Genomic DNA, 23,007 nt, shown 5'->3' with positions numbered 1-23,007 from the left:
CCGATTTCGGGGTTGGAGGCGTACTATGCCGGGCATGAAAACACGGATGGCCCAGGACGAGCATCGGGCAGGTGACACCTTCGTCCACTTCATTGACTGGCTCAATCACCGGCTGGTCGGAACTCTCGGACCAGCGACGGTCGGGCCGTATGGCGACGTCGTCGAGCACGTCGGAACGGCCGTGTGCCCGGTCTGCGAGAGGCCCATGCAGGAGCACACCATCGACCACTCGACCAGCAACGCCGTGCTCAATTGCCCAACGGAACACATGGTCGATGTGTCGCACCACGACAATCTCAACGAACTCGGGATGCCGAAGCACCGCCGCTGACCGGGGCTCGCGTCTGGCGCAATGGCGCGCTCCCGACGAGAATCGACGGATGCCCTCCGTACTCCGCGGGGTCCGTGCGGTTGTCGCCGCCGCGTCCCGCACCCGCACCTTTCGCCGCTTCGGCCCGACGGTCATGCCGCCGCTGGAGAGAGTAACCGCACGACTCAGCCGTGGACGGGTGCAGTTGAGCGGGCTTCTCGTGCCCTCGCTCGTGCTCCACTCGATCGGGGCCAGATCCGGCATCGAACGGGACACGCCTCTGATGTACTGTCCGGAGTCCGGCGGAAGCATGCTCATCACGGGGAGCAACTTCGCGCGCGACACCCACCCGGCATGGACGGCGAACCTGGCGGCGCATCCGGATGCCGCGGTCAGCATCCGCGGACGCCGCATCGCCGTTCGCGCCACGCGTCTCCCCGACGACGAGGTGGAACGAGTGTGGCCCGTCATCGAACGCCAGTGGCCCGGGTACCGCGGCTACGAGCGTGCTTCCGGCCGCACCCTGCGGATCTTCCGGCTGCAGCCGCGCTGAATCCCTAGGCCTCCGCCGCGCGCAGTTCCTTGCGCAGGATCTTGCCCGCGGACGACTTGGGGATGGACTCCACGAAGACCACGCGTCGCACCTTCTCGTATGGTGCGACGTGGGAAGCGACGAAGTCCATCACCTCCTCGCCGCTCAGCTCCGCTCCCTGCTGCAGCACGACGAAGGCCTTGGGGATCTCCTGCCCTTCGTCGTCAGGCACACCGATCACCGCGGCATCCGCGATCTTGGGGTGCGAGAGCAGCAGTGCTTCGAGCACGGCGGGCGCGACCTGGTAGCCCTTGTATTTGATGAGCTCCTTGAGTCGGTCGATGATCGTGACGATGCCACGGGCATTCGCCGTTGCGATGTCGCCGGTGTGCAGGAAGCCGTCCGGCTCGAGCACCTCGGCGGTCGCCTGGTCGTTGCCCAGGTACCCGACCATGATGTTCGGTCCTCGGCAGAGCAGTTCGCCCGGCGCGCTCTCGCCCTCCGCCGGAATCTCGATCTCCTCGCCCGTGAGCGGGTCGATGAGCTTGCTCTCGAGGTTCGGGATGGCGGGCCCGACCGAGTCGAGCGGCACGTCGTCCCAGTCCAGCGGAATCGCGTGGCTCACCGGACTCATCTCGGTCATTCCATAGCCCTGGCGCATGCGAACCTGGATGCGGTCCGCCACGGCCTTGGCCAGCGCGCCATCCAGCGGTGCCGCGCCGGAGAACACCGTGTGCACGCTCGACATGTCGTACTGGTCGACGAGCGGATGCTTCGCGAGAGCCACGGCGATCGGCGGCGCGATGAACAGATACGTGCATTTGTATTCCGCGATGCAGCGCAGGAACTCCGCCAGGTCGAACCGCGGCATCGTCACCAGGGAGGCGCGCTGGGCGAGCGCGAGGTTCAACAGCACGGTCATCCCGTAGATGTGAAAGAACGGCAGCACGGCGAGCACGCGGTCACTCGGCAGCACGCCGACGTTCGGCACGCTCTGCGCAACGTTGGCGACGAGGTTGCGGTGGGTGAGCATCACGCCTTTCGGACGGCCCGTGGTGCCGGAGGAGTACGGCAGCACCGCGAGGTGGGTCGCCGGATCGAACGACACGTCGGGCGCCGCGGCCCCGAGGCAGACCAGGTCGTGCAGTGAGCTGTAGCCCTCCGCGCCGTCGAGCACGATCACGTCCTCGCGCGCGAACCCTGCTGCTTCGGCGGCCTCCGAGGCCGCGGGCAGCAGCGGAGAGACGGTGAACAGCAGCCGTGCGCCGGAGTCTCTCAGCTGGCCTGCGATCTCCTCCGCCGTGTACAGGGCGTTGACGGTGGTGGCCACGGCTCCGGCTCGCAGGATGCCGTGAAACACCGTGGCGAACGCCGGCACGTTGGGCGAGTGCAGGGCCACGACATCGCCCACAGCGATTCCGCGTGCGGCGAGGGAACCGGCCAGGGCGTCGATCTGGTTTCTGAGCTGACGGTAGCTGGTCTCGACTCCGGAGACGCCGTCGACGAGTGCTATTCGGTCGAGATCATGCTCGGTGAGCGAGGCGAAGAGCGAGTCGTAGACGCTCAGTTCGGGTATCACGACGTCGGGCAGAGGGCTGGTGAACACGATCCATCTCCTTTGATGAGGTGCTCACAGGCTACGCCGTGGCCTCCGTGGGGCAGAAGACCTTCGTGAAAGAGGTTCAGGCCATCGACGGTTCGGCGTCTGCCTCGGCGAGCGACGCCTTCCAGGCGACGAGGGCGCGCACGGTGTCGCTCGGATCGCTCGCGAGGCGTTCCATGACATCCGCCGGCACGAAGAAGTTCACGGCAACCCAGCCGCGCACGGTCTCGGAACTGTCGTCGGCGAGAGCACGGAGGACATCGCAGGGCGTCGCCTCGTTGCGGGCGACGCAGGAGCGCACGGACTCCTCCGGGTCGGCGGCGAGGGTCGTGAAGAGATCCTGCGGGGTGTTGTAGCTGCTGGCGACACTCTCGCGGATCTTGGGGTTCGCGTTCGTCGCGAGCAGGCGCAGGCGCCTGATCTTGCTCTCGGTCACCGGGGGAGCGGGGTGAAGGGCCGCTGCCTCCTCCGCGGTGAGCATCGACGGGGCGTGGTCACGCATGGCCTGCCGCTGGGCTGGGGTGTTGAAACGAATGCACGACATGTCTTCCACGGTACCCCCGTGCTTCGTGTCGTGTCGCAGACACCCGGGTCTCAGGCGAGAACCTCGTGTGCGCCCCTGCGCGGCCACCACGGGATGAGCGCCGACGTCGTCTTTCGATACTCGGCGTACTCCGGGTAGCGAGAGAGTGTGATGCTCTCGGTGAACGCGGTCGAGCCGATGAAGAGCGTCGTGAGCAGCACGGCACCGAGCACGGTCCACTGCAGGATCGACCCGGCCGCGACCGCGCCGAGCAGAAAGAGCGTCCACCACTGGGCCTGTTCGAAGAAGAAGTTCGGATGCCGGCTGAAGCGGAACAGACCGCCCTGCAGAAAGCGTGGCGACGGCTCGCGCCCCGCGGCCCGCTCGGCCGCTTTCCAGCTCTGGAATCTCCACTGCTGCTGGTCTGCGACCGTCTCGCCGAGCAGCAGCCCGAGGAACAGTAAACCGAGAAGGACATCCCAGACGCCCAGCGGTGACCTGTTCTCGTACGCGGTCAGGGCGGGCAGAGCGATGAGCAGCAGGATCAGGTTCTGCCAGATCACGATGAACAGCAGGTTGAAGATCTCGAACTGCCACGGCTTCATCCGCGTGCGGAGCACCGCCCAGCGATAGTCCTCCGTGCCCGTGTAGCCGCCCTTGCGCGCGAAGTTGAAGGTGAGCCTGGCCCCCCACAGCGTCACGAGTACGGCCATGACGACGAGCCGCGCATCCTGGAGGCCAGTGAAAGCGGCAAAGACCCACACGTAGGCGACGGGCAGGATCGACCACAATCGGTCTACCCAGGAGTGCTCGTGCGTCACGAGAGAGGCGATCCAGGCGAACGCGGCTGCGCCGGCGGCGATAAAGGCGGCGACGAAAAGTGGGCCCATGTGGGCATCCTAACTCGGCGTTCGCGCGGGTCTCGGTCGATAGGCTTGAACGCTATGGAAACAGGGGCGCAGAAGAACTCGGTGCGAAACGAGGTCAGCTCCAGGATCGTCACGATTCCGAACGTGCTGAGCCTCATTCGCCTTGCCCTTGTGCCCGTCTTTCTGGTGCTTGTCATTCGGGGCGACGACCGTCTCGCGCTCGCCACGCTCGTCGTGTGCTGCATCACCGACTACCTCGATGGCGTGCTCGCGCGCCGGCTCGGCCAGATCACGCGGCTCGGCCAGCTCCTCGATCCCGCGGCCGATCGGCTCTTCATCTTCGCCACGGTCGTCGGCCTCGCCGTTCGAGACATCGTCCCGTGGTGGCTCGTCGCGATCATCGTGGGCAGGGACGTCGCACTGCTCGTGCTCGGGATCGTCATGGCGAATTTCGGCTTCGGCCCGCTGCCCGTGCACCACCTCGGCAAGGTCGCCACGTTCTGCCTGTTCTACGCACTGCCGATCCTGATGCTCGGGCAGGCATTCCCCATGATCGCCTGGGTTGCGACGCCGCTCGGATGGGCCTTCGCGCTATGGGGCGCATTCCTCTACTGGTGGGCAGGCGCCATCTATGTGATCGAATCCGTGAGAGTCATCCGAAAATCGAGGGAAGAAGTGGCGGCCGGATCAGATACGCTGGAGCGCTAAGGGAGGTTCACGATGGTTGATTCCGAAAACCAGGATCCGGCCGCCGAGAACGCGCCTCGAGTGACTGACACGACCGCTCATTTCACGGGCAGGTTCGAGGCTCAGTTGGCGGCCCTTGACGGGGAAGTCTCGCCGGAGGAGCAGGAAGCCATTGCGGCGCTGCCCTCAGGATCGGCGCTTCTTGTCGTTCGCCGGGGGCCGGATGTCGGGGCACGTTTCTTGTTGGATGCCGACGTCACGACGGCAGGCAGGCATCCGGATGCCGACATCTTTCTCGACGATGTCACGGTCTCGCGCAAGCACACGCAGTTCCTGCGCCACGGCACCGTGTTCGAGATCAAGGATCTCGGCTCACTCAACGGAACGTATTTCGATGGCGTGAGAATCGACTCCGCACTTCTTAGCGATGGGGCTGAGGTGCAGGTGGGCAAGTTCCGATTGACCTTCTACGCGTCGCGAGCGGATCTCGCGAACGAGGTGGTCGGATAGTGGCACGTTCCAACGCCCAGACGACGGAGCCTGGGGCATCTGCTCTCCTGAGCATCGGCCAGGTACTTGCGAGGCTCACAGCCGAGTTTCCCGACCTGACCCCATCGAAACTCAGATTTCTCGAGGAACGGCAGCTCATCTGCCCTGCCCGCACGGAGTCCGGCTATCGCAAGTTCTCCGCAGCCGACCTCGAGCGGCTGCGCTTCGTGCTCACCATGCAGCGCGATCACTACCTGCCGCTCAAGGTCATCCGCGGGTATCTCGACGAGATCGACGCAGGACGAGCGCCGGAACTGCCTGGCGGGGGAACCATTCCCGCTCCATCGATGCTCTCGACCGAGCGCAAGCTTCGGCGCGATGAGCTCGTGCGGGAAGCCGGGGCGACGCCCGGGCTTCTCAACGACGCGATCTCCTCGTCGCTCATCGTCGCGGCAGAGTTCTACGGTGAAGAGGTTCTCGCGGTGCTGCACTCGCTCGTCGAACTGCAGCGCTCGGGCATCGAGCCGCGGCATCTTCGCGGGTTCCGTGTTGCGGCAGAGCGCGAGCTCGGTCTCATCGAGAGCGCGCTGATTCCCGTCGCGCGGCGAAAAGATGCGTCGAGCAGGGCAAAGGCGAGCGAGCTCGCGCGGGAAATCGCGGGGCAACTCGAGATCGTGCGCAGCAGTCTGATTCGCACTGCGTTATCGCGACTTGAGGCCTAAGCTGGGGGTGCTGAACAAGATCTTGTCCGACACGCCGAATCGGTTTTGCGAATGTCACTGATCCACCCGAACCGCTCGGTAGCGTGGATCCAGACAGAAGTATGAACCTGACGTTGAACCTTAACGATGAAGTTGGGCAGCGCGGCAGGCGAGGCAGTGCTTCAGGCACGGCATGGGAGGCAGTTAGATGAGTGAACCACGCAGCCGTAGCGAGCTCTCTCGCTACGACCTGGGTCTGCTGTTCACGGATGGGCTGCCGGAACTGGATGACTCGTCCGGCTATCGAGGTGCCGTTGCCGCCAGGGCTGCCGGCATCAGCTACCGCCAGCTCGACTACTGGGCTCGCACGGAGCTCGTCGAGCCCACCGTGCGCGGGGCGGCAGGCTCCGGATCGCAGCGTCTCTACGGTTTCCGCGACATCCTCGTGCTCAAGCTCGTCAAGCGACTTCTCGACACGGGGATCTCGCTGCAGCAGATCCGCACCGCGGTCAACCAGCTTCGGGAGTCGGGCGTGAACGATCTTGCCCAGACGACCCTCATGAGCGACGGCGCGAGCGTCTACCTGTGCACCTCGAACGACGAGGTCATCGACCTCGTCAGCCGCGGCCAGGGCGTCTTCGGCATCGCCGTGGGCAAGGTGCTGCGCGAGGTGGAGACCAGCCTCGTCGAACTCGACGCAGAACGCCCGGAGGTCATGGACGAGTTGGCGATCCGACGGGCCAACCGCGCATCCTGAGCGCTGCGCGTTCCGGATGCTGCGCGTGCGAGCCTGAGCGGGCTCAGCGCGCTTCGGCGTAGTCGCCGATCTTCGCCGTGCGCATGATGCGATCGAGCAGCTGGTCGAAGTTGCGTGCCATCTCCTGTGCGCTCTCGCCCGGCCACACGTGCAGCGGCTTCGCGGCGCCCTGGGCCTGCTGAAGCGAGGTGCGCTCCGGCAGCTGCGGGCTGAGCACGAGCGGTCCGAACATGTCGCGGAGTTCCTTGATACGGAACTGGTGCTCAAGCGACTGCACCCGCAGTCGGTTCACGATGATGCCGAGCGGCTGCAGCCGGGGGGAGAGACCTCGGCGGATCTCCTCGATCGCGCGCAGTGCGCGGTCGGCCGCGGCAACCGAGAACAGCCCAGGCTCGGTGACGACGGTGACCCGGTCGCTCGCGGCCCACGCCGTCCTGGTCAGGGCGTTGAGCGACGGGGCGCAGTCGATGAGCACGAGTTCGTAGTCCGCCTCGACATTGGCGAGTGCCTCTTCGAGCTTCCAGATGTCGCGGATGCTCGGGTGCGGCCCGTCGAAATTGATCGCGGAGGGGCTGCCGATCATCACGTCGATCTTGCCCGGACGCCCTCTGGTCCACCCGCTCGGGGCGATCGCGGCGCGCACGATCTTCTCCTTGGGGGAGGCGAGCACATCCGCGACGTTCAGGTGCCCGGCGACATTGATGTCCATTCCGGTGGAGACATCCGACTGCGGATCGAGGTCGACGACCAGCGTCTTGAGCCCCTTGGCGAAGGCGGCAGAGGCCAATCCGAGGGTTACGGTTGTCTTGCCAACTCCTCCCTTGAGGGAGCTCACGCTGAGTACATGCACAAGCAACGACGATACCTTCACTAGTCTGAAAGCACCTAAACGTCGGCGGTGAGCCGGATCGACAGCAAAGGGTTTCATGTTCACAAAGATTCTGGTAGCCAATCGCGGCGAAATCGCGATCCGTGCATTTCGCGCGGCGTACGAGCTCGGGGCGCAGACAGTCGCCGTATTTCCGTACGAAGATCGCAATTCGATGCATCGTCTCAAGGCGGACGAGGCGTACCAGATAGGCAGTCCGGGTCACCCGGTTCGCGCGTACCTCGACGTCGCGGAGATCATCCGCGTCGCCGTGGAGTGCGGAGCTGACGCAATCTACCCCGGATACGGATTCCTCTCCGAGAACCCGGAGCTTGCCGAGGCGGCCGCAGCCGCGGGCATCACCTTTATCGGCCCGGGCCAGCACGTGCTGGAGATGGCGGGCAACAAGGTCACGGCCAAGGAGCACGCCCGCGCGGCGGGCGTTCCCGTACTGAAGTCCACCCCGGCATCCAGGAACATCGACGAGCTTCTCGCGGGCGCCGAGGAGATCGGCTTCCCGATCTTCGCCAAGGCGGTCGCGGGCGGTGGCGGCCGGGGGATGCGACGGGTCGACAGCATGGACGAGCTGCGCCCCGCGCTCGAAGAGGCCATGCGCGAAGCGGACAGCGCCTTCGGCGATCCGACGATGTTTCTCGAGCAGGCCGTCGTGCGCCCGCGCCACATCGAGGTACAGATCCTCGCGGATGCGACCGGCGAGACCGTGCACCTGTTCGAGCGTGACTGCTCGGTGCAGCGTCGTCACCAGAAGGTGGTCGAGATCGCTCCCGCTCCCAACCTCGATGACTCGATCAGGCAGGCCATGTATCGCGACGCGATCGCCTTCGCGAAGTCGATCGGTTACGTCAACGCGGGCACGGTCGAGTTCCTGCTCGACACGGCGGGGGAGCGCAAGGGCCAGCACGTCTTCATCGAGATGAACCCGCGTATCCAGGTCGAGCACACGGTCACGGAAGAGATCACGGATGTCGACCTCGTGCAGGCGCAGATGCGCATCGCCTTCGGCCAGAGTCTCGATGAGCTCGGGCTGCACCAGGACAACATCGTGCGCCGCGGTGCCGCGCTGCAGTGCCGTATCACGACCGAAGACCCGGCCGCGGGGTTCCGGCCGGACACCGGCAAGATCACCACCTATCGCTCGCCAGGCGGCGGCGGCATCCGCCTCGACGGTGGAACCGTCGCTGCGGGAACCCAGGTCAGCCCGCACTTCGATTCCATGCTCGTGAAGATGACCTGCCGCGGCCGGGATTTTCCCGCCGCGGTCGCGCGGGCCAAGCGCGGACTCGCCGAGTTCCGCATCCGCGGTGTCTCCACGAACATCCCTTTCCTGCAGGCACTGCTCGACGACCCCTCGTTCGTCGCGGGCGATCTGAGCACCTCGTTCATCGAGGAGCGTCCTGACCTCGTGCACAGCAACCCGTCGAAGGACCGCGGAACCAAGATCCTCAACTGGCTCGCTGACGTCACGGTCAACCACCCGAACGGCGAGGGCGTGGGCATCATCAGTCCCGCGCTCAAGCTTCCGAAGCTCGACCTGCACACCCCGGCACCGAATGGTTCGCGCCAGCGGCTGCTCGAGCTCGGCCCGGTCGGCTTCGCTTCAGCGCTGCGCGCGCAGAAGGCACTCGCCGTCACCGAGACGACCTTCCGGGACGCGCACCAGTCGCTCCTGGCCACCCGCGTTCGCACCAAGGACCTGCTCCAGGTCGCGCCGTATGTTGCGAGGCTCACCCCGGAGCTGCTCTCGGTCGAGGCGTGGGGTGGTGCGACCTACGACGTCGCGCTGCGTTTCCTCGGTGAAGACCCGTGGGAGAGGCTGGCCGCGCTGCGTGAGGCGATGCCGAACATCGCGATCCAGATGCTGCTGCGCGGTCGAAACACGGTCGGCTACACGCCGTACCCGACCGAGGTCACGGATGCCTTCGTGCGTGAGGCAGCAGACACCGGCGTCGACATCTTCCGCATCTTCGACGCCCTCAACGACGTGTCTCAGATGCGGCCGGCGATCGACTCCGTGCTCGAGACCGGACGCGCCGTCGCCGAGGTCGCCCTGTGCTACACCGGCGATTTGCTCGATCCCGATGAAAAGCTCTACACCCTCGACTACTACCTGAGACTTGCCGAGCAGATCGTCGATGCCGGGGCGCACGTTCTTGCGATCAAGGACATGGCGGGCGTCCTGCGCGCGGGGGCGGCTGAAAAGCTCGTCTCCGCTCTGCGCGAGCGTTTCGATCTCCCGCTGCACCTGCACACCCACGACACCGCGGGAGGGCAGCTCGCAACACTGCTCGCGGCCAGCGGCGCCGGTGTGGATGCCGTGGATGTCGCGAGTGCTCCGATGGCCGGCACGACGAGCCAGCCCTCCGCATCCGCCCTCGTCGCCGCCCTCGCACACACCGATCGCGACACGGGACTCTCGCTGTCCGCCGTGTCGGACCTCGAGCCGTACTGGGAGGCCGTTCGCCACGCCTACAAGCCGTTCGAGTCGGGACTTCCCGGGCCGACGGGGCGCGTCTACAAGCACGAGATCCCGGGCGGTCAGCTCTCGAACCTCCGCCAGCAGGCCATCGCGCTCGGCCTGGCCGACCAGTTCGAGAAGATCGAGAACCTGTATGCCGCCGCGAGTCGCATTCTGGGGAACCCGCCGAAGGTGACGCCGTCGTCGAAGGTCGTGGGAGATCTCGCACTCTCGCTTGCCGCGGTCGATGCCGATCCTGCCGACTTCGAGGAGCACCCGGAGAAGTACGACATCCCCGACTCCGTGATCGGCTTCATGGCAGGCGAGCTCGGTGACCCTCCGGGGGGATGGCCGGAGCCGTTCCACAGCCGCGTTCTGGCCGGGCGCTCCGTCAAGATCGGCACGACGCCGATCAGCGACGAGGATCGCGACGACCTCGACGGCGACACCGTCTCCCGCCGCTCCGCACTCAACCGGCTGTTGTTCGCCGGTCCGACGAAGATCTACCAGGGCGTTCGCGAGCAGTACGGCGACCTGTCCGTTGTCGACACCGTGGACTACCTCTACGGGCTCAAGCAAGGCTCGGAGCACGTCGTCGAGATCGACACCGGCGTGCGGCTCTACTACGGACTCCAGGCCATCGGCGAGGCCGATGACAAGGGCATGCGCACGGTCATGGCAACCCTGAACGGGCAACTGCGGCCGGTGTATGTGCGTGATCGGGGCATCGCCGTCGAGACGGCGTCGGCCGAACGCGCGGACCCGTCGAAGCCAGGGCACGTCGCCGCGCCGTTCTCCGGCGTTGTCACGCTGCAGGTCGAGCAGGGCGCGCGCGTCGAGGCCGGACAGAGCGTCGCATCCATCGAGGCGATGAAGATGGAAGCGGCCATCACCGCGTCCGTCTCCGGTACCGTGCGCAGACTCGCGATTCTCCGCACGCAGCAGGTGGACGCGGGCGATCTGCTCGTGGAAATCGATCCCAGCTGAGCGCCGGAGGGCGTGATCTGACAGACTCTGATAACGGAGCCGGGCTGACTCTCGGGGTAAACTAGAGGGTTGTTACGTTAGGGAGAGGTGTTCTTTTGGTTGCTACCAAGCGCAAAAAGACGGGTGACCGAGAGGAGCTTCTCGAGGGGCACATGGGGGACGAGATCGACGCAATGGATACCGCTGAAGCGGACGTGGCCGCGAAACTGCCCGAGAGTCTCACCATCGATGTGAGCCTTCCTGCCCCCGTGCGCCATACTCCGGAAGACGAGCTCGCGGTGTCGATCGTCGAGGTGCCGGTCAACCCCGGCGGCGTGATCGGCGGGGGTGCCCCAATCACCACGTCTGTCCCGGTCGTCCCGGAGGCCGTGCTCGAAGGAACGGTCGAGGCCGTGGAGGCCGGGCCGGCAGTTCCACTGCCCGGCGCACAGGATTCGACCCACAGCCGCCGCGATCGACTGCGCGGTGAGGTCTCGTCCTCGCCGGAGTCCGCGGCCATGCTCACGGCCGATCGTCTGATCGACGCGAAGGGCAAGAAGCGTGCGAAGCCGGAGGGTGGGTGGAACTCGTTCGTCTACGCGACGACCCTTCACCTGGTGAACCTCGGTGATTCCCCGGCCGTGCGCGCTCGCAAGGCGGTGGATCAGCGGATCGACAGGCAGTTCGAGGGCGGAACGCGTTTCATCCCCGTGCTCACCCGCAAGGGCGGGGTCGGCAAGACCACAGTGACGGCTCTGCTCGGTATGGCGCTGGCGGATGTCCGCGAGGACCGCGTGATCGCGATAGACGCAAACCCCGACAGGGGAACGCTCGCCGAGCGCGTCAACAAACAGACCAGGTCCACCGTGCGCGACCTCGTCACGATGGCGGCGTCGATCTCGAGCTTCAGCGACTTCACCGCCATGGTCTCCAGGGACGAGACGCGTCTCGATATCCTGGCCTCAGACACCGATCCACTGCTGTCCGAAGCGTTCGACGAGAACGACTACAACGTCGTTGCCGACCTCTGTGGCCGTTTCTATTCACTCGCACTCACGGACTGCGGCACCGGTATCGTCCACTCGGTCATGCGGGCCACCCTGCAGCGTGCGGACTCCGTGGTCATCGTCTCGGGTGGAAGTGTCGACGAGGCGCGCCTCGCATCCGAGACGCTCACCTGGCTCGAGGCGAACGGCTATGGCGCCCTCGTGCGCAATGCCGTCGTCGCCCTGAACACCGCGACCCAGGGCACCAACCTGGTCAAGCTCGAGGAGATCGAGGCGCACTTCAAGTCGCGCGTCCGCGAGATCGTCCGCATCCCGTACGACCCGCAGCTGGCCGCAGGATCGGCGATCAACTACAAGGACCTCAAGCCGCTGACCAAGAGCGCGGCCCGTGAACTCGCAGCGCTCGTGATGGACGGCCTGCCCGTCCGTCGCGGCGCCTGAACAGACAGGCATCGCCCCGAATGACCGAACGACAGATCCGGATCTTCGGCGACCCCGTACTGAAGACAGTGTCTGACCCGATAGCCGAGGGCACCGACGTGAGCGGCCTCATCGAAGATCTTCTCGACACGGTGAAACTGCCGGGGCGGGCGGGCGTCGCCGCACCGCAGATCGGCGTCAACCAGCGAGCGTTCAGCTACAACGTCGATGGCGAGATCGGCTATGTCATCAACCCGGTTCTGGTCGAGGTCTCCGGCGAGCCTGAGCTCATGGACGAGGGCTGTCTCTCCGTGCCCGGCTTCTATTTCGAGCGACTCCGTTACCCCTTCGCCAGGGTGACGGGAACGGATCTCGACGGCAAGCCGGTCGAGCTCAGCGGCACAGGGCTCATGGCGCAGGCGCTTCAGCACGAGACCGACCATCTCGATGGCAGGCTCTACATCGAGGGCCTCGAAAAGGACACCAGGCGCGAGGCCATGCGCCAGATCCGCGACGCACCCTGGTTCTGAATTCCGGGTTCAGCGCGTCACGGGCGTCACGGCCTCGTGGGCGTTCTAGTGCAGTAGTGAGTGTCCCTGGGTGGCCGGTGCGGTGTCGTACATCTCGTCGATCACCTCGGAGAAATCCGACAGGATGACGCTGCGCTTGATGCTGAGCTTGGGCGTGAGGTGCCCACTCGCCTCGGTCAGCTCGATCGGCAGGATCACGAACTTGCGGATCGACTCGGCGCGTGACACCGTTGCGTTCGCCGCATCGACGGCGCGCTGCACCTCGGCGATCACCCGCTGGTTGCTGCGGGCCTCCTCGAGGCTCAGGCCCGGATCCTCGCCGTTGTTGTTGAGCCAGACCGGCAGCATCTCCGGGTCCAGGGTGATGAGGGCCCCGATGAACGGCCTCTGCTCCCCGACAACGATGACCTGCCCGATGACGCTGTTCGCCCTGATCGGATCCTCGAGGGCGGCGGGGGAGACGTTCTTGCCGCCCGCGGTGACGATGATCTCCTTCTTGCGGCCCGTGATCGAGACCTGGCCGTCGTCATCGATCTCGCCGATGTCACCGGTTCTGAACCATCCATCGATGAAGGCTTCGGCCGTCGCGGCCTCGTTCTTCCAGTAGCCCTCGAAGACGCAGATGCCCTTGACCTGGAGTTCTCCGTCCTCTGCCACGCGCACCGAGACGCCGGGCAGCGGCGGCCCGACCTTGCCGATCTTGAAGTTCGACGGGCGGTTCACCGTCACCGGCGCTGTGGTCTCGGTCAGTCCGTAGCCCTCGAGGATCGTGAGCCCGAGGCTGCGATAGAAGTGGCCGAGGAAGAGGCCGAGCGGCGCGGATCCGGAGACCGCGTACTCCACGCGTCCGCCGAGCGCCGTCCTGATCTTGCTGAGCACGAGACGGTCGAAGAGCGCGAACTGCAGCTTGAGTCCGAGCGGCACTGTGCCGGCGTCGAGCGCCTTGGAGTGTGCAATCGCCACGGCGGCGGCCCTGCGGAAGATCTTGCCCTTGCCCCCGCTCTCGGCCTTCTGCTCCGAGGAGTTGTACACCTTCTCGAACACGCGAGGCACCGCGAGCAGGAAGGTCGGCTTGAACGAGGCCATCGAGGGAAGCAGCAGCTTCGTGTCGGGCTGGTGGCCGACCTTGACCCCGCCCTCGACCGCGAGCACGGAGATGAAGCGGGCGAAGATGTGCGCGGTGGTGATGAACAACAGCGTGCTGGAGTTCTCGTTCACGACCTCCGGGATCGCGGCCCGGGCGTTACGCGCCAGTTCGACGAAGTTGGAGTGGGTGAGGACGCATCCCTTCGGCCGGCCCATCGTGCCCGAGGTGTAGATCAGGGTCGCGAGGTCGCTTCCCCTGGCCAGATTCCTGCGGCGCTCGACCTCGGCGTCATCGATGCCGACGCCCGCGGCGACGAGCTTGTCGAGGTCGCCGAGGTCGACCTGCCACGACGAGCGCACGAGCGGCAGGTCCGCGCGCACCTCGTCGAAGCGGGAGAAGTGCTCCGCGGTCTCGGTGATCATGGCAATGGCGCCGGAGTCGCTCAGGTTCCATTGCACCTGGGTCGGCGCGGAGGTCTCGTAGACGGGAACCAGCACGGCTCCGGCGAACCAGGTCGCGAAGTCGATGAGCGTCCACTCGTAGCGGGTCTTGCACATGATGCCGATCTTGTCGCCCGGCTCGATGCCTGAGGCGATGAATCCCTTGGCGAGGGCGACGACCTGGCGGAGGAACTCCTCCGAGGTCACATCCTTCCATCCACCGTCATCCGTGGGCACGGCGAACAGCGCCCGAGTGGGGGTTTTGGCCACGCGGCCAATCAGGAGGTCCGTTGCGTTGGCATTAGGATCTGCGGGAACGAGGGTAGGCGAGTCGTACTGTTTCACGGCAACTCCTTTGGCACCGAGGCGTCTATTTCTCCCACTCTATCCGCACTTGCTGGGCGGGAGCGGGGTGCGGCGCGGGCGGCGAATGGCCACGGCGGCCAGTGGTCTCTAAACTCGTGGGTGCGCATCCGTGACCGAGATTCGACCAGGTCAGGACAATCCCCGAGCAAGAGTGAGGTTCGTCAGCCGTGCATTCCATAGGTATCGACATCGGCGGAACCAAGATCGCCGGCGCGGTGGTGAGCGAGAACGGCGAGATCGTCACGGAGAAGCGCATCGCGACGCCGAGCGACGGCTCCGAGAGCATCGTCGATGCCGTCGTCGAGATGATCGAGTCGCTCGCAGAGGGTCGCGAGGTGCGCGCCGCCGGCGTGGCTGCCCCGGGCTTCATCGATGTCAGCCAGTCGGTCGTCTATTACACGCCGAACATCAGCTGGCGACAGGAGCCGCTCAGGGAGCGCCTCACCTCCCGCCTCGACCTCGAGATCACGATCGACAACGACGCGAACGCCGCCGGATGGGCCGAGTTCCGTTTCGGCGCAGGGCGCGGCGTCGACGACATGACCATGCTCACCATCGGCACCGGAGTCGGAGGCGCGATCGTCACGGGCGGCAGGCTGTTCCGTGGTGGCTTCGGTGCCGGCGCCGAGCTCGGGCACATGCGTGTCGTCCCCGACGGTCTGCCCTGCGGCTGCGGCGCGAAGGGCTGCATCGAGCAGTACGGCTCCGGCCGCGCGCTGCTGCGCATGGCCAACGCGATCGCCGATGTTCGCGGCATCGGCCTCGGTATCGCAACGGTTCGGGAGCAGAAGGGCACGCTCACGGGCGACGACCTCTCCGGGCTCATCAACGCCGGGGATCCCGGAGCGCTCCAGGCCCTGCGCGAACTCGGCAACTGGATCGGCCAGGCCTGCGCATCGCTCAGCGCCGTGCTCGATCCGCAGCTCTTCGTCATCGGTGGCGGAGTCGCGCTCGCGGGGGAGCTCCTGCTCGAACCGATCAGGGAGGCCTACCGGGGCAACCTTCCCGCCCGTGGTTTCCACCCGGAGCCCACATTCTCTATCGCCACGCTCGTCAACAATGCCGGGGTGGTCGGTGCCGCCGATCTTGCCCGCCTCCACCTTGAATCCCCGGCACACTAAGCTGACAAGACGTTTCGTAAGGCGGGTCACGATGTTCTACTGGTTCATGAAGAACCTGATCGCTGGGCCACTTCTGCGCACCGTTTTTCGGCCGTGGATCACCGGGCACGCCAACATCCCGCGCGAGGGCGGGGTCATCATGGCGAGCAATCACCTCTCGTTCATCGACTCCGTGTTCCTGCCGCTCATGATGGACCGGCAGATCAGCTTCCTCGCCAAGAGCGACTATTACACCGCGCGGGGTTTCAGGGGCTGGGCGATCAAGACCTTCCTGAAGGCGGCGGGAATGATCCCCATCGACCGCTCTGGCGGCAAGGCCTCCGAGGCCTCACTGCAGACCGGGCTCGGCGTGCTGGCGCGCGGCGAGGTGCTCGGCATCTACCCCGAGGGAACGCGCAGCCCGGACGGCAAGCTCTATCGCGGCAGAACGGGCGTCGCTCGCATGATCCTCGAGGGCAACGTGCCGGTCGTGCCCGTCGCGATGATCGACACAGAGAAGATCATGCCGGTCGGACGTCGGATCCCCAAGGTGGGCCGGATCGGCATCGTCGTGGGCGAGCCCCTCGACTTCAGCCGCTTCCAGGGCATGGAGGGTGACAGGTTCGTGCTGCGCTCCATCACCGACGAGATCATGTACGAACTGGGCAGGCTCAGCAAGCAGGAATACGTGGATGTCTACGCGAGTTCGGTCAAGGAGAAGGTCAGCTCGCTCAGCCGGTAGTCACCGCCGCCGCGTGAATCGACCGGGGTCAACGGGGGCTCCCGCCGCCCAATAAGGTAGTAATGGCCGCATTCTCGGCCAGCGGGTTTCGACCCGTTTCACCGCTAATGAGGAATGTCCGTGGTAAATCCGTCCGAAGATGCAGTTGTGCTTGCCGATCCCGCAGTGATCGCCGGGCTCGACTATTGGCGGACGCTTCCCATCAAGCAGCAGCCGAACTGGCCAGACGTCGAGGCCGTGCACGCGGCATCCGCTGAGATCGCGAACATGCCTCCGCTGGTCTTCGCCGGTGAGGTGGACCTCCTGCGCGATCGCCTCGCCATGGCCGCGAGCGGACACGCCTTCCTCCTACAGGGTGGCGACTGCGCCGAGACCTTCGCCGGGGCAAAGGCAGACCAGATTCGCAACAGGGTCAAGACCGTGCTGCAGATGGCGGTCGTGCTCACCTACGGCGCGTCCATGCCCGTCATCAAGATGGGGCGGATGGCCGGCCAGTTCGCCAAGCCGCGCTCGAGCGACAACGAGACCCGCGACGGCGTCACGCTGCCGGCGTACCGCGGCGACATCGTCAACGGCTACGACTTCACGCCGGAGTCGCGCCAGGCCGATCCGCGCAGGCTCGTGCAGGGGTACCACACGGCCGCGTCCACGCTGAACCTCGTGCGTGCCTTCACCCAGGGCGGCTTTGCCGACCTGCGCGAGGTGCACAGCTGGAACCAGGGCTTCGCCCGCAACCCGGCGAACGTCAGGTACGAGCAGATGGCCAGGCACATCGACAAGGCCGTCAAGTTCATGGAGGCCGCTGGTGCCGACTTCGACGAGCTCAAGCGCGTCGAGTTCTACACCGGTCACGAGGGCCTGCTCATGGACTACGAGCGACCGATGACGCGCATCGACTCTCGCACCGGTACGCCATACAACACCTCTGCGCACTTCCTCTGGGTGGGGGAGCGCACGCGCGACCTCGATGGTGCTCACATCGATTACTTCTCGCGGGTGCGCAATCCGATCGGCGTCAAGCTCGGTCCGACCACGACGCCCGCGGTCATGCGGGAACTCATCGAGAAGCTCGATCCGAACCGTGAGCCGGGGCGACTTACCTTCATCACCCGCATGGGTGCGGGCAAGATCCGGGATGCCCTGCCGCCACTGCTCGAGGCGATCAAAGAGACCGACGCGACACCGCTGTGGGTCTCCGACCCGATGCACGGCAACGGACTCACCACTCCCACTGGCTACAAGACGCGTCGCTTCGACGACGTGGTCGACGAGGTCAAGGGCTTCTTCGAGGCGCACCGCGCTGCCGGAACGTACCCGGGCGGCATCCACATCGAGCTCACCGGTGACGACGTCACGGAGTGCTTGGGTGGATCGGAGCAGATCGACGAGGCGACGCTGGCGACTCACTACGAGTCGCTGTGCGACCCGCGCCTGAACCACATGCAGTCACTGGAGCTGGCGTTCCTCGTCGCTGAGGAGCTCGGGGCGCGCTAAGGCTCAGTTGCCGAAGAAGATCAAGGTGCATTTTGCCGTCGCCTTGACCTGCGACCCCTTGTCGACTGTCGTTCCCGGGGCCGGGTCGGTTTTGGTGACGGTGCAGAACTTGGGATTCTCGTCGACCTGTTTCGGAACCTTTACGGTGAATCCTGCCCCGGTCAGGATGGGCTTCGCTTCGTCCCAGGTCATGTTGGTGACATCGGGGACTTCGACCTGTTCCTTGCCTCGGGAAATTGTGAGGTTCACGGTGTCACCGGGGTGAATGGCTGCGGGGTTGCCGTTGCTGTCTGTCGGCGCCTCGATCGCGATCACCATGTCCTTCGGAATGGTGTCGCTGTAGCTCTGTTTCCCGGGCTGGGCCTTGAGCTCAACGCCCTTCAGAATGGCCGCGGCGTCGTCGAAGCTCTTGCCCGCGACATCGGGCAGCGGGCCCGCGCTCACGACGAGCGAGATCGGCTGCTTGTCGCCGTACTGTGTTGCGTCTGCGAGACTCTTCCCGTCCGCACCAAGCGCCGCGATCACGATGCCGCGGGCGATCTTGTCGTCGAACTGCTGGGTCGAGCCCTTCTTCGAGTAGGTGAAGCCCTCGTCGCCGATCTTCTGGATCGCATCGTGCTCCGGCAGACCGACGACATTCGCATAGGCGAGGAGTTTGGGACCGGTGGAGACCAGGAGGGTCACCGTGCTGTCCTTCGCGACGGACGAGCCCTCCTTCGGTGTCGTCGCAACGACGTCGCCCACGGGAACGGTGGGTGAATCGATTGACCCGTTCTTCGGGTTGACCGTGAGGCCGAGGTCGCGCAGCGCCGCCGTCGCGACGGTCGGCGACTTTCCGCTGAGCTCAGGGATTGTGACGTGGCCGCCCGGGCCCGCCCCGAAATACCAGCCGGTGCCTCCCGCGAGGGCGGCCAGCAGGACGACGAGGCCGAAGATCCAGAACCCCTTGGCCTTGCGACGCTCCGACTTGGTCGCCAGGGCGGTGGTGCTGTCCGCGACAACAGGCCCGGTGCGGTGCCGCGAGCGTGGCTGCAGCACCTGCGTCTCCGCATCCGTGGTGGATGTGGCGGGCGCCGAGGGAAGCACCATCGTGCGTTGGGTCGTCGTGGCACCCGAGTCATCCGACTGCACGATTGCCCGGGTCTCAAGCACCTGGTCGAGAAAGACGCGCGCGTCGTGGGGGCGCTGGTCCGGGTCCCTGGCTGTGGCCCAGAGCACGAGCTCGTCGAGCTCAACCGGTACGCGAGGGTTCTTGCTGCTCGGGGTGGGCACGGTGTCGTTGGCGTGCTGCTGCGCGATCTGAAAGGCCTGCTCACCCTTGAACGGCTGTTCTCCCGCGAGCATCTCGTAGAGCATGATGCCGACCGCATAGATGTCGCTGCGAGTGTCTGCGACGCCGCGGGTGACGAGTTCGGGGGAGAGGTAGGCGATCGTGCCGAGCAAAGCATTGCCCGTGGCCGTGTTGGCCGTCGCCGCACGTGCCAGGCCGAAGTCTCCGATCTTGATGCGCCCGTCGTCGGCCAGCAGTACGTTCTCCGGTTTGAGGTCGCGGTGCACTATGCCGTTCTTGTGGGCTGCCGCGAGCCCGGCGAGGATCGCCTCCATGATGTCCAGCGCCTGCGTTGTCGTGAGCACGCGGTGCTCCTGCAACAGTTCGCGCAGGGTGATCCCGGGCAGGTATTCCATGACGAGATAGGCCGTGTCGTCATCCTGGCCCTGGTCATAGACGTTGACGACGTTCGGATGCGCGAGCCGTGCGGCAGACCGGGCCTCCTGAATGAACCTGGCCTTGTATTCCTTGTCGTCGGCGAGGTGGCCGTGCATGACCTTGATCGCGACGCGCCGCTCGAGCCTCAGGTCTGTCGCGAGATAGACCGTGGCCATGCCGCCGCGCGCGATGCGTGAGCGCACCTGGTATCGGCCGTCGATCAGGCGTCCGATCAGGGGATCAGTGCTGTTGCTGCTCACCCTGCGAGTCTAAAGTTGGCACACTGTGCAAGCCTGCTAAAACACCGCTAAGCGGCAACGCGATGCGCGGTTGTTATCGGAGCAGGTCCAGCCAGACCCAGGCCGAGGCCTCCCATTTCGCGTACGCGTCCGGATATGCGGAGCGCTGGACGGCCTGCGCGGCCTGCGCGACGGTCATCGACTGCCATCCGGGGATCTCCAGCAGACCCTTGGTATTGCCCTTGTTCGGATTGCTCGGACCACCGAAGAACAGCTTGCTCGAGTACGCCGGATCGGTGATCTGTGCAGGCGAGCCCCAGCCGGCGCTCGGACGCTGCTGGAAGAGTCCCTGTGAATCGCGGTCACCGTAGCCCAGATTGCGCAGCCCGGACTCCTGCATTGCGGCCGCCAGGGCGATCACGAGTCCGTAATCGCTCACTCCGAGAGACCTGCCCACGGAGACGATGGTGCGGGCGTTCCGTGCCATCTCGTCGGTCAGGCCCGTCGGTGACCCTGCTGCCGTGGTGAGCACGGTGGCGCCGGGGATGGTGATGGTGCGCCCGGCGTAGATGATGCTGGACCAGCTCAGGCCATTGCGGTCGAGGATCGACTGGATGCTCACGCCGAATTTCGTGGCGATGACCGAGAGCGTGTCTCCGCGCATGATCGTGTAGGAGCTCGTGACCGGTGTCGTCGTGGCCGCGGGTGGTGCGATCGGCGCGACCGAGGAGACCGGCGCGGGGGTGAAGCTCGCTGGGACGAGGCCGGGGATGGACAGTGTCTGTCCCGGGTAGATGATGCTCGTCTGGCTGAGGCCGTTCGCGCTCAGCACGGACTTCGTCGAGACGCCGAACTTCTTAGCGATTCCGCCGACGGTGTCCCCGGAGACGATCGTGTAGCGCTGGTTTCCGGTGGAGTGGGACGGGGCGGGCGTCGGCGTCGAGCCATCCTTGGTGAGCCTCAGGGTCTGGCCCGGGAAGATCACGGACTTCCAGCCGAGGCCGTTGAGGGCCAGAACGGAGGCCGTGGCCAGGCCGTACTTGCCCGCAATACTGCTGACGGTGTCGCCCGCGACCACGCGGTACAGGCCGGGAGCCACAAGCGCCGCCACCTTCGTCTCCGGTGCACTGACCGACTCGGGTGTCGTCGTGGTCCTGCTCGCGAGCGAGAAGGCGTCACGGATGGTCTTGCCGAGCTCAGACGGGGTCGTCTTCGGCTTGTCCGCGCGCTTGGGGCTGGTCGGCTGGATCGGTCCGGTGAGGTTGAGACTGAGCGCCATCGACCCGACAAGCACGAGGGGAATGGTGTTCATCATGCCCTTGGCCATGCGCCCGGCTCCCTTGGATGCGGAATCTTTGGGCGCGACGTGTCGCGCTCCGTGCTCTGCTGTATTGGTCATGCGTAGCCCCCGTCTTGCTCTCGGCCCCGAGAATGCGACACTGCCGCAATTCCACAACGCTGACACAGATATATATGCGTGTCAATTATCGTGACTGGTGTTACTTAAGTTAATACTCGAAACAGACCAACGTGTCGCCTTTGTGCTGCGGATGTGTTCTGGCAGTCTTTCCGTGTGAGTACTGTTCCTGAAACGCGCTGGCTGACCATCCCCGACCTTGTGGAGATCCTGGGGGTCGGCGTCAGTCGGGTGCGCAGGCTGATCGAGGATCGAAGCCTGTTGGCCGCGAAGGTCGACGGTGTCTGGAAGGTGCCGGAGTTGTTCCTGCGCGACGGCCAGCCGCTTCCCGAACTGCGGGGAACGCTCATCGTGCTCGCCGACAGCGGCTTCAGCGATGAGCAGGCGATGCACTGGCTGCTGAGCCCGGAGGAGAGCCTCGACGCGGCGCCTATCGACGCGCTCCGCGCGGGACGCAAGGCCGAGGTGCGCAGGGTGGCTCAGGCGCTCGGTTTCTGAGTCGGCTCGTTATGGAGGGGCTCAGGCGGCGCGCCGGATCACCCGATCCGCCAGCGCGACGAGTTCGTCGCGGGCCGAGGCGCTCAGGGGAGCATTCGCGATCGCCGCGATGGCGAGCCGCACATTGTGGTCGATGATGCGTTCGACGTGTTCGACCGCACCGCTGTCGCGGATCGAGGCCTGCAGCACGCGGACCTGTTGGCTGCTGAGCTCCGGATCGCCGAGCAGCTCGTCGAGGAGCGCGCGAGCGTTGGCCGGCAGCTTGGTTCGAGCCAGAGCAATGAGCACGGTGCGCTTGCCCTCCCGGAGGTCGTCGCCCGAGGGCTTTCCCGTCTTCTCGGCGTCGCCGAACACGCCAAGCAGATCATCGCGCAATTGGTAGGCGGTGCCGAGGGGAATGCCGTAGTCGCGCAGCGCGTCGAGCTGGGTCTCGCTCGCGCCGCCGAGACTGGCGCCGATCACGAGTGGTGCCTCGACGCTGTATTTGGCGGACTTGTAGACGATGACCTTATGAGCCCGATCGAGGTGTTCTGCCTCGGGGTGGGTGTGCCACGACTGTTCTTCCACGATGTCCAGGTACTGGCCGAGGGTGACCTCGGTGCGCATCGTGTTGAACTCGCGTCTGGCCGCGGCTGCCGAGGCGGCGATGGACAACTGGCGGAGCCCGTTGTCGAAGAGCTCGTCGCTCCAGTCGAGGAGCAGGTCGCCGAGGAGGAGAGCGCCAGAGCGACCGAAGCTCTCGTGCGACCCCGCCCAGCCGCCCGCGGCGTGCAGGCCCTCGAAGCGCTTGTGTGCCGAGGGCATCCCTCGCCTGGTATCGGAGTTGTCCATGATGTCGTCGTGCACGAGCGCCGCGGCGTGGAAGATCTCGAGGGCGCTCGCCGCGCTCACGACCGCGCCGAAGTCGCTTGCGGTGGACTCGGCGCGTCCGCCGTGCACCGCCTGCCATCCCCAGTAGCAGAACAGTGCCCTGAAGCGTTTGCCACCCTGGAGAAGCTCGCGAGAGTAGTCGATGAACGTGGATAGCTCGGGTGCGATCGCCTGAAGTTCCGGGGCCCGTCCGTCGAGAAAGTCGTCGATACCAGCCTGTACCAAGTCAACTAACCGCGCACTCTCAGCCACGCACCTAGCCTAGCCATGCGGGGGAGCATACAATTGGGAGTTACCGTTCTTCGGTC

The 23,007-nt window shown here is 65.8% G+C and carries 21 protein-coding genes; 13 read left to right on the top strand and 8 right to left on the bottom strand.

Features of this window, described 5'->3' with window-relative positions; genetic code table 11:
• The first annotated feature begins 34 nt into the window (after positions 1–34).
• Together ABUA28_RS13290 and ABUA28_RS13285 are read left to right on the top strand one after the other, a co-directional pair.
• Positions 35–331: a hypothetical protein gene (locus ABUA28_RS13290; RefSeq protein WP_349904721.1), complete on the top strand. Its 297-nt coding sequence runs from the start codon at positions 35–37 to the stop codon at positions 329–331.
• Positions 332–380: 49 nt separating this feature from the next.
• Positions 381–863: a nitroreductase/quinone reductase family protein gene (locus ABUA28_RS13285; protein WP_349904720.1), complete on the top strand. Its 483-nt coding sequence runs from the start codon at positions 381–383 to the stop codon at positions 861–863.
• 4 nt (positions 864–867) lie between these two features.
• Here the strand turns inward: ABUA28_RS13285 and ABUA28_RS13280 are convergent, their stop codons facing one another.
• The 3 genes from ABUA28_RS13280 to ABUA28_RS13270 form a co-directional block, all read right to left on the bottom strand.
• Complete coding sequence (locus tag ABUA28_RS13280) at positions 868–2,448, bottom strand: AMP-binding protein (RefSeq protein ID WP_349904719.1); 1,581 nt, start codon at positions 2,446–2,448, stop codon at positions 868–870.
• Positions 2,449–2,524: 76 nt separating this feature from the next.
• Positions 2,525–2,989: a hypothetical protein gene (locus tag ABUA28_RS13275; RefSeq protein ID WP_349904718.1), complete on the bottom strand. Its 465-nt coding sequence runs from the start codon at positions 2,987–2,989 to the stop codon at positions 2,525–2,527.
• Between the two features lie 50 nt (positions 2,990–3,039).
• Positions 3,040–3,858 carry a DUF1295 domain-containing protein gene (locus tag ABUA28_RS13270; RefSeq protein WP_349904717.1) on the bottom strand — a complete coding sequence of 273 codons (819 nt, stop codon included), beginning with the start codon at positions 3,856–3,858 and terminating at the stop codon, positions 3,040–3,042.
• Between the two features lie 54 nt (positions 3,859–3,912).
• Here ABUA28_RS13270 and ABUA28_RS13265 point away from each other — a divergent pair, with 54 nt between their 5' ends.
• The 4 genes from ABUA28_RS13265 (at position 3,913) to ABUA28_RS13250 (ending at position 6,471) form a co-directional block, all read left to right on the top strand.
• Positions 3,913–4,545, top strand: coding sequence for a CDP-alcohol phosphatidyltransferase family protein (locus ABUA28_RS13265; protein WP_349904716.1), 633 nt, complete (start codon positions 3,913–3,915; stop codon positions 4,543–4,545).
• 12 nt (positions 4,546–4,557) lie between these two features.
• Positions 4,558–5,034 carry an FHA domain-containing protein gene (locus tag ABUA28_RS13260; protein ID WP_349904715.1) on the top strand — a complete coding sequence of 159 codons (477 nt, stop codon included), beginning with the start codon at positions 4,558–4,560 and terminating at the stop codon, positions 5,032–5,034.
• On the top strand, positions 5,034–5,735 hold the full coding sequence (gene ftsR / locus ABUA28_RS13255) for a transcriptional regulator FtsR (protein WP_349904714.1): 702 nt from the start codon (positions 5,034–5,036) through the stop codon (positions 5,733–5,735). Before ABUA28_RS13260 ends, ftsR begins: the two co-directional genes overlap by 1 nt.
• 187 nt (positions 5,736–5,922) lie before the next feature.
• Positions 5,923–6,471 (top strand): MerR family transcriptional regulator, encoded by a 549-nt coding sequence (locus ABUA28_RS13250; RefSeq protein WP_349904713.1) that lies wholly within the window; start codon positions 5,923–5,925, stop codon positions 6,469–6,471.
• A 43-nt stretch (positions 6,472–6,514) separates the two neighbouring features.
• On the opposite strand, the gene ABUA28_RS13245 is transcribed toward ABUA28_RS13250, so the two are convergent.
• Positions 6,515–7,321, bottom strand: a complete 807-nt coding sequence (locus ABUA28_RS13245) for a ParA family protein (protein WP_349904710.1) — start codon at positions 7,319–7,321, stop codon at positions 6,515–6,517.
• 76 nt (positions 7,322–7,397) lie between these two features.
• Here ABUA28_RS13245 and ABUA28_RS13240 point away from each other — a divergent pair, with 76 nt between their 5' ends.
• From ABUA28_RS13240 to ABUA28_RS13230, 3 genes are all read left to right on the top strand, one after another.
• Positions 7,398–10,802: a pyruvate carboxylase gene (locus tag ABUA28_RS13240; protein WP_349904708.1), complete on the top strand. Its 3,405-nt coding sequence runs from the start codon at positions 7,398–7,400 to the stop codon at positions 10,800–10,802.
• A gap of 173 nt (positions 10,803–10,975) precedes the next feature.
• Entirely contained in the window at positions 10,976–12,229 is a 1,254-nt protein-coding gene (locus ABUA28_RS13235) for a MinD/ParA family ATP-binding protein (protein ID WP_349904705.1), read from the top strand.
• Between the two features lie 20 nt (positions 12,230–12,249).
• Positions 12,250–12,738 (top strand): peptide deformylase, encoded by a 489-nt coding sequence (locus ABUA28_RS13230; RefSeq protein ID WP_349904703.1) that lies wholly within the window; start codon positions 12,250–12,252, stop codon positions 12,736–12,738.
• 45 nt (positions 12,739–12,783) lie between these two features.
• Here the strand turns inward: ABUA28_RS13230 and ABUA28_RS13225 are convergent, their stop codons facing one another.
• On the bottom strand, positions 12,784–14,610 hold the full coding sequence (locus ABUA28_RS13225; RefSeq protein ID WP_349904702.1) for an AMP-dependent synthetase/ligase: 1,827 nt from the start codon (positions 14,608–14,610) through the stop codon (positions 12,784–12,786).
• 188 nt (positions 14,611–14,798) lie between these two features.
• Here ABUA28_RS13225 and ABUA28_RS13220 point away from each other — a divergent pair, with 188 nt between their 5' ends.
• From ABUA28_RS13220 to ABUA28_RS13210, 3 genes are all read left to right on the top strand, one after another.
• Complete coding sequence (locus ABUA28_RS13220) at positions 14,799–15,752, top strand: ROK family glucokinase (protein ID WP_349904701.1); 954 nt, start codon at positions 14,799–14,801, stop codon at positions 15,750–15,752.
• 31 nt (positions 15,753–15,783) lie between these two features.
• Positions 15,784–16,473: a lysophospholipid acyltransferase family protein gene (locus ABUA28_RS13215; protein WP_349904698.1), complete on the top strand. Its 690-nt coding sequence runs from the start codon at positions 15,784–15,786 to the stop codon at positions 16,471–16,473.
• A 114-nt stretch (positions 16,474–16,587) separates the two neighbouring features.
• Positions 16,588–17,967 (top strand): class II 3-deoxy-7-phosphoheptulonate synthase, encoded by a 1,380-nt coding sequence (locus tag ABUA28_RS13210; protein WP_407075450.1) that lies wholly within the window; start codon positions 16,588–16,590, stop codon positions 17,965–17,967.
• A gap of 3 nt (positions 17,968–17,970) precedes the next feature.
• Here the strand turns inward: ABUA28_RS13210 and pknB are convergent, their stop codons facing one another.
• Together pknB and ABUA28_RS13200 are read right to left on the bottom strand one after the other, a co-directional pair.
• Positions 17,971–19,935: a Stk1 family PASTA domain-containing Ser/Thr kinase gene (gene pknB / locus ABUA28_RS13205; protein WP_349904696.1), complete on the bottom strand. Its 1,965-nt coding sequence runs from the start codon at positions 19,933–19,935 to the stop codon at positions 17,971–17,973.
• Positions 19,936–20,008: 73 nt separating this feature from the next.
• The gene (locus ABUA28_RS13200; protein ID WP_349904693.1) at positions 20,009–21,313 is read right to left on the bottom strand and encodes a LysM peptidoglycan-binding domain-containing protein; all 1,305 of its coding nucleotides are present in this window, start codon (positions 21,311–21,313) and stop codon (positions 20,009–20,011) included.
• A 174-nt stretch (positions 21,314–21,487) separates the two neighbouring features.
• Between ABUA28_RS13200 and ABUA28_RS13195 the strand changes: the two genes are divergently transcribed.
• Positions 21,488–21,829 carry an Rv2175c family DNA-binding protein gene (locus ABUA28_RS13195; protein WP_349904691.1) on the top strand — a complete coding sequence of 114 codons (342 nt, stop codon included), beginning with the start codon at positions 21,488–21,490 and terminating at the stop codon, positions 21,827–21,829.
• A gap of 21 nt (positions 21,830–21,850) precedes the next feature.
• On the opposite strand, the gene ABUA28_RS13190 is transcribed toward ABUA28_RS13195, so the two are convergent.
• Positions 21,851–22,951, bottom strand: a complete 1,101-nt coding sequence (locus tag ABUA28_RS13190; protein WP_349904688.1) for a polyprenyl synthetase family protein — start codon at positions 22,949–22,951, stop codon at positions 21,851–21,853.
• Between the last annotated feature and the right edge of the window lie 56 nt (positions 22,952–23,007).

Origin of the sequence: Parafrigoribacterium humi, from assembly GCF_040227205.1 — a bacterium.
Taxonomy (GTDB): Bacteria; Actinomycetota; Actinomycetes; order Actinomycetales; family Microbacteriaceae; genus Parafrigoribacterium_A; species Parafrigoribacterium_A humi.
This window is presented reverse-complemented; position numbering and strand designations above follow the sequence as displayed.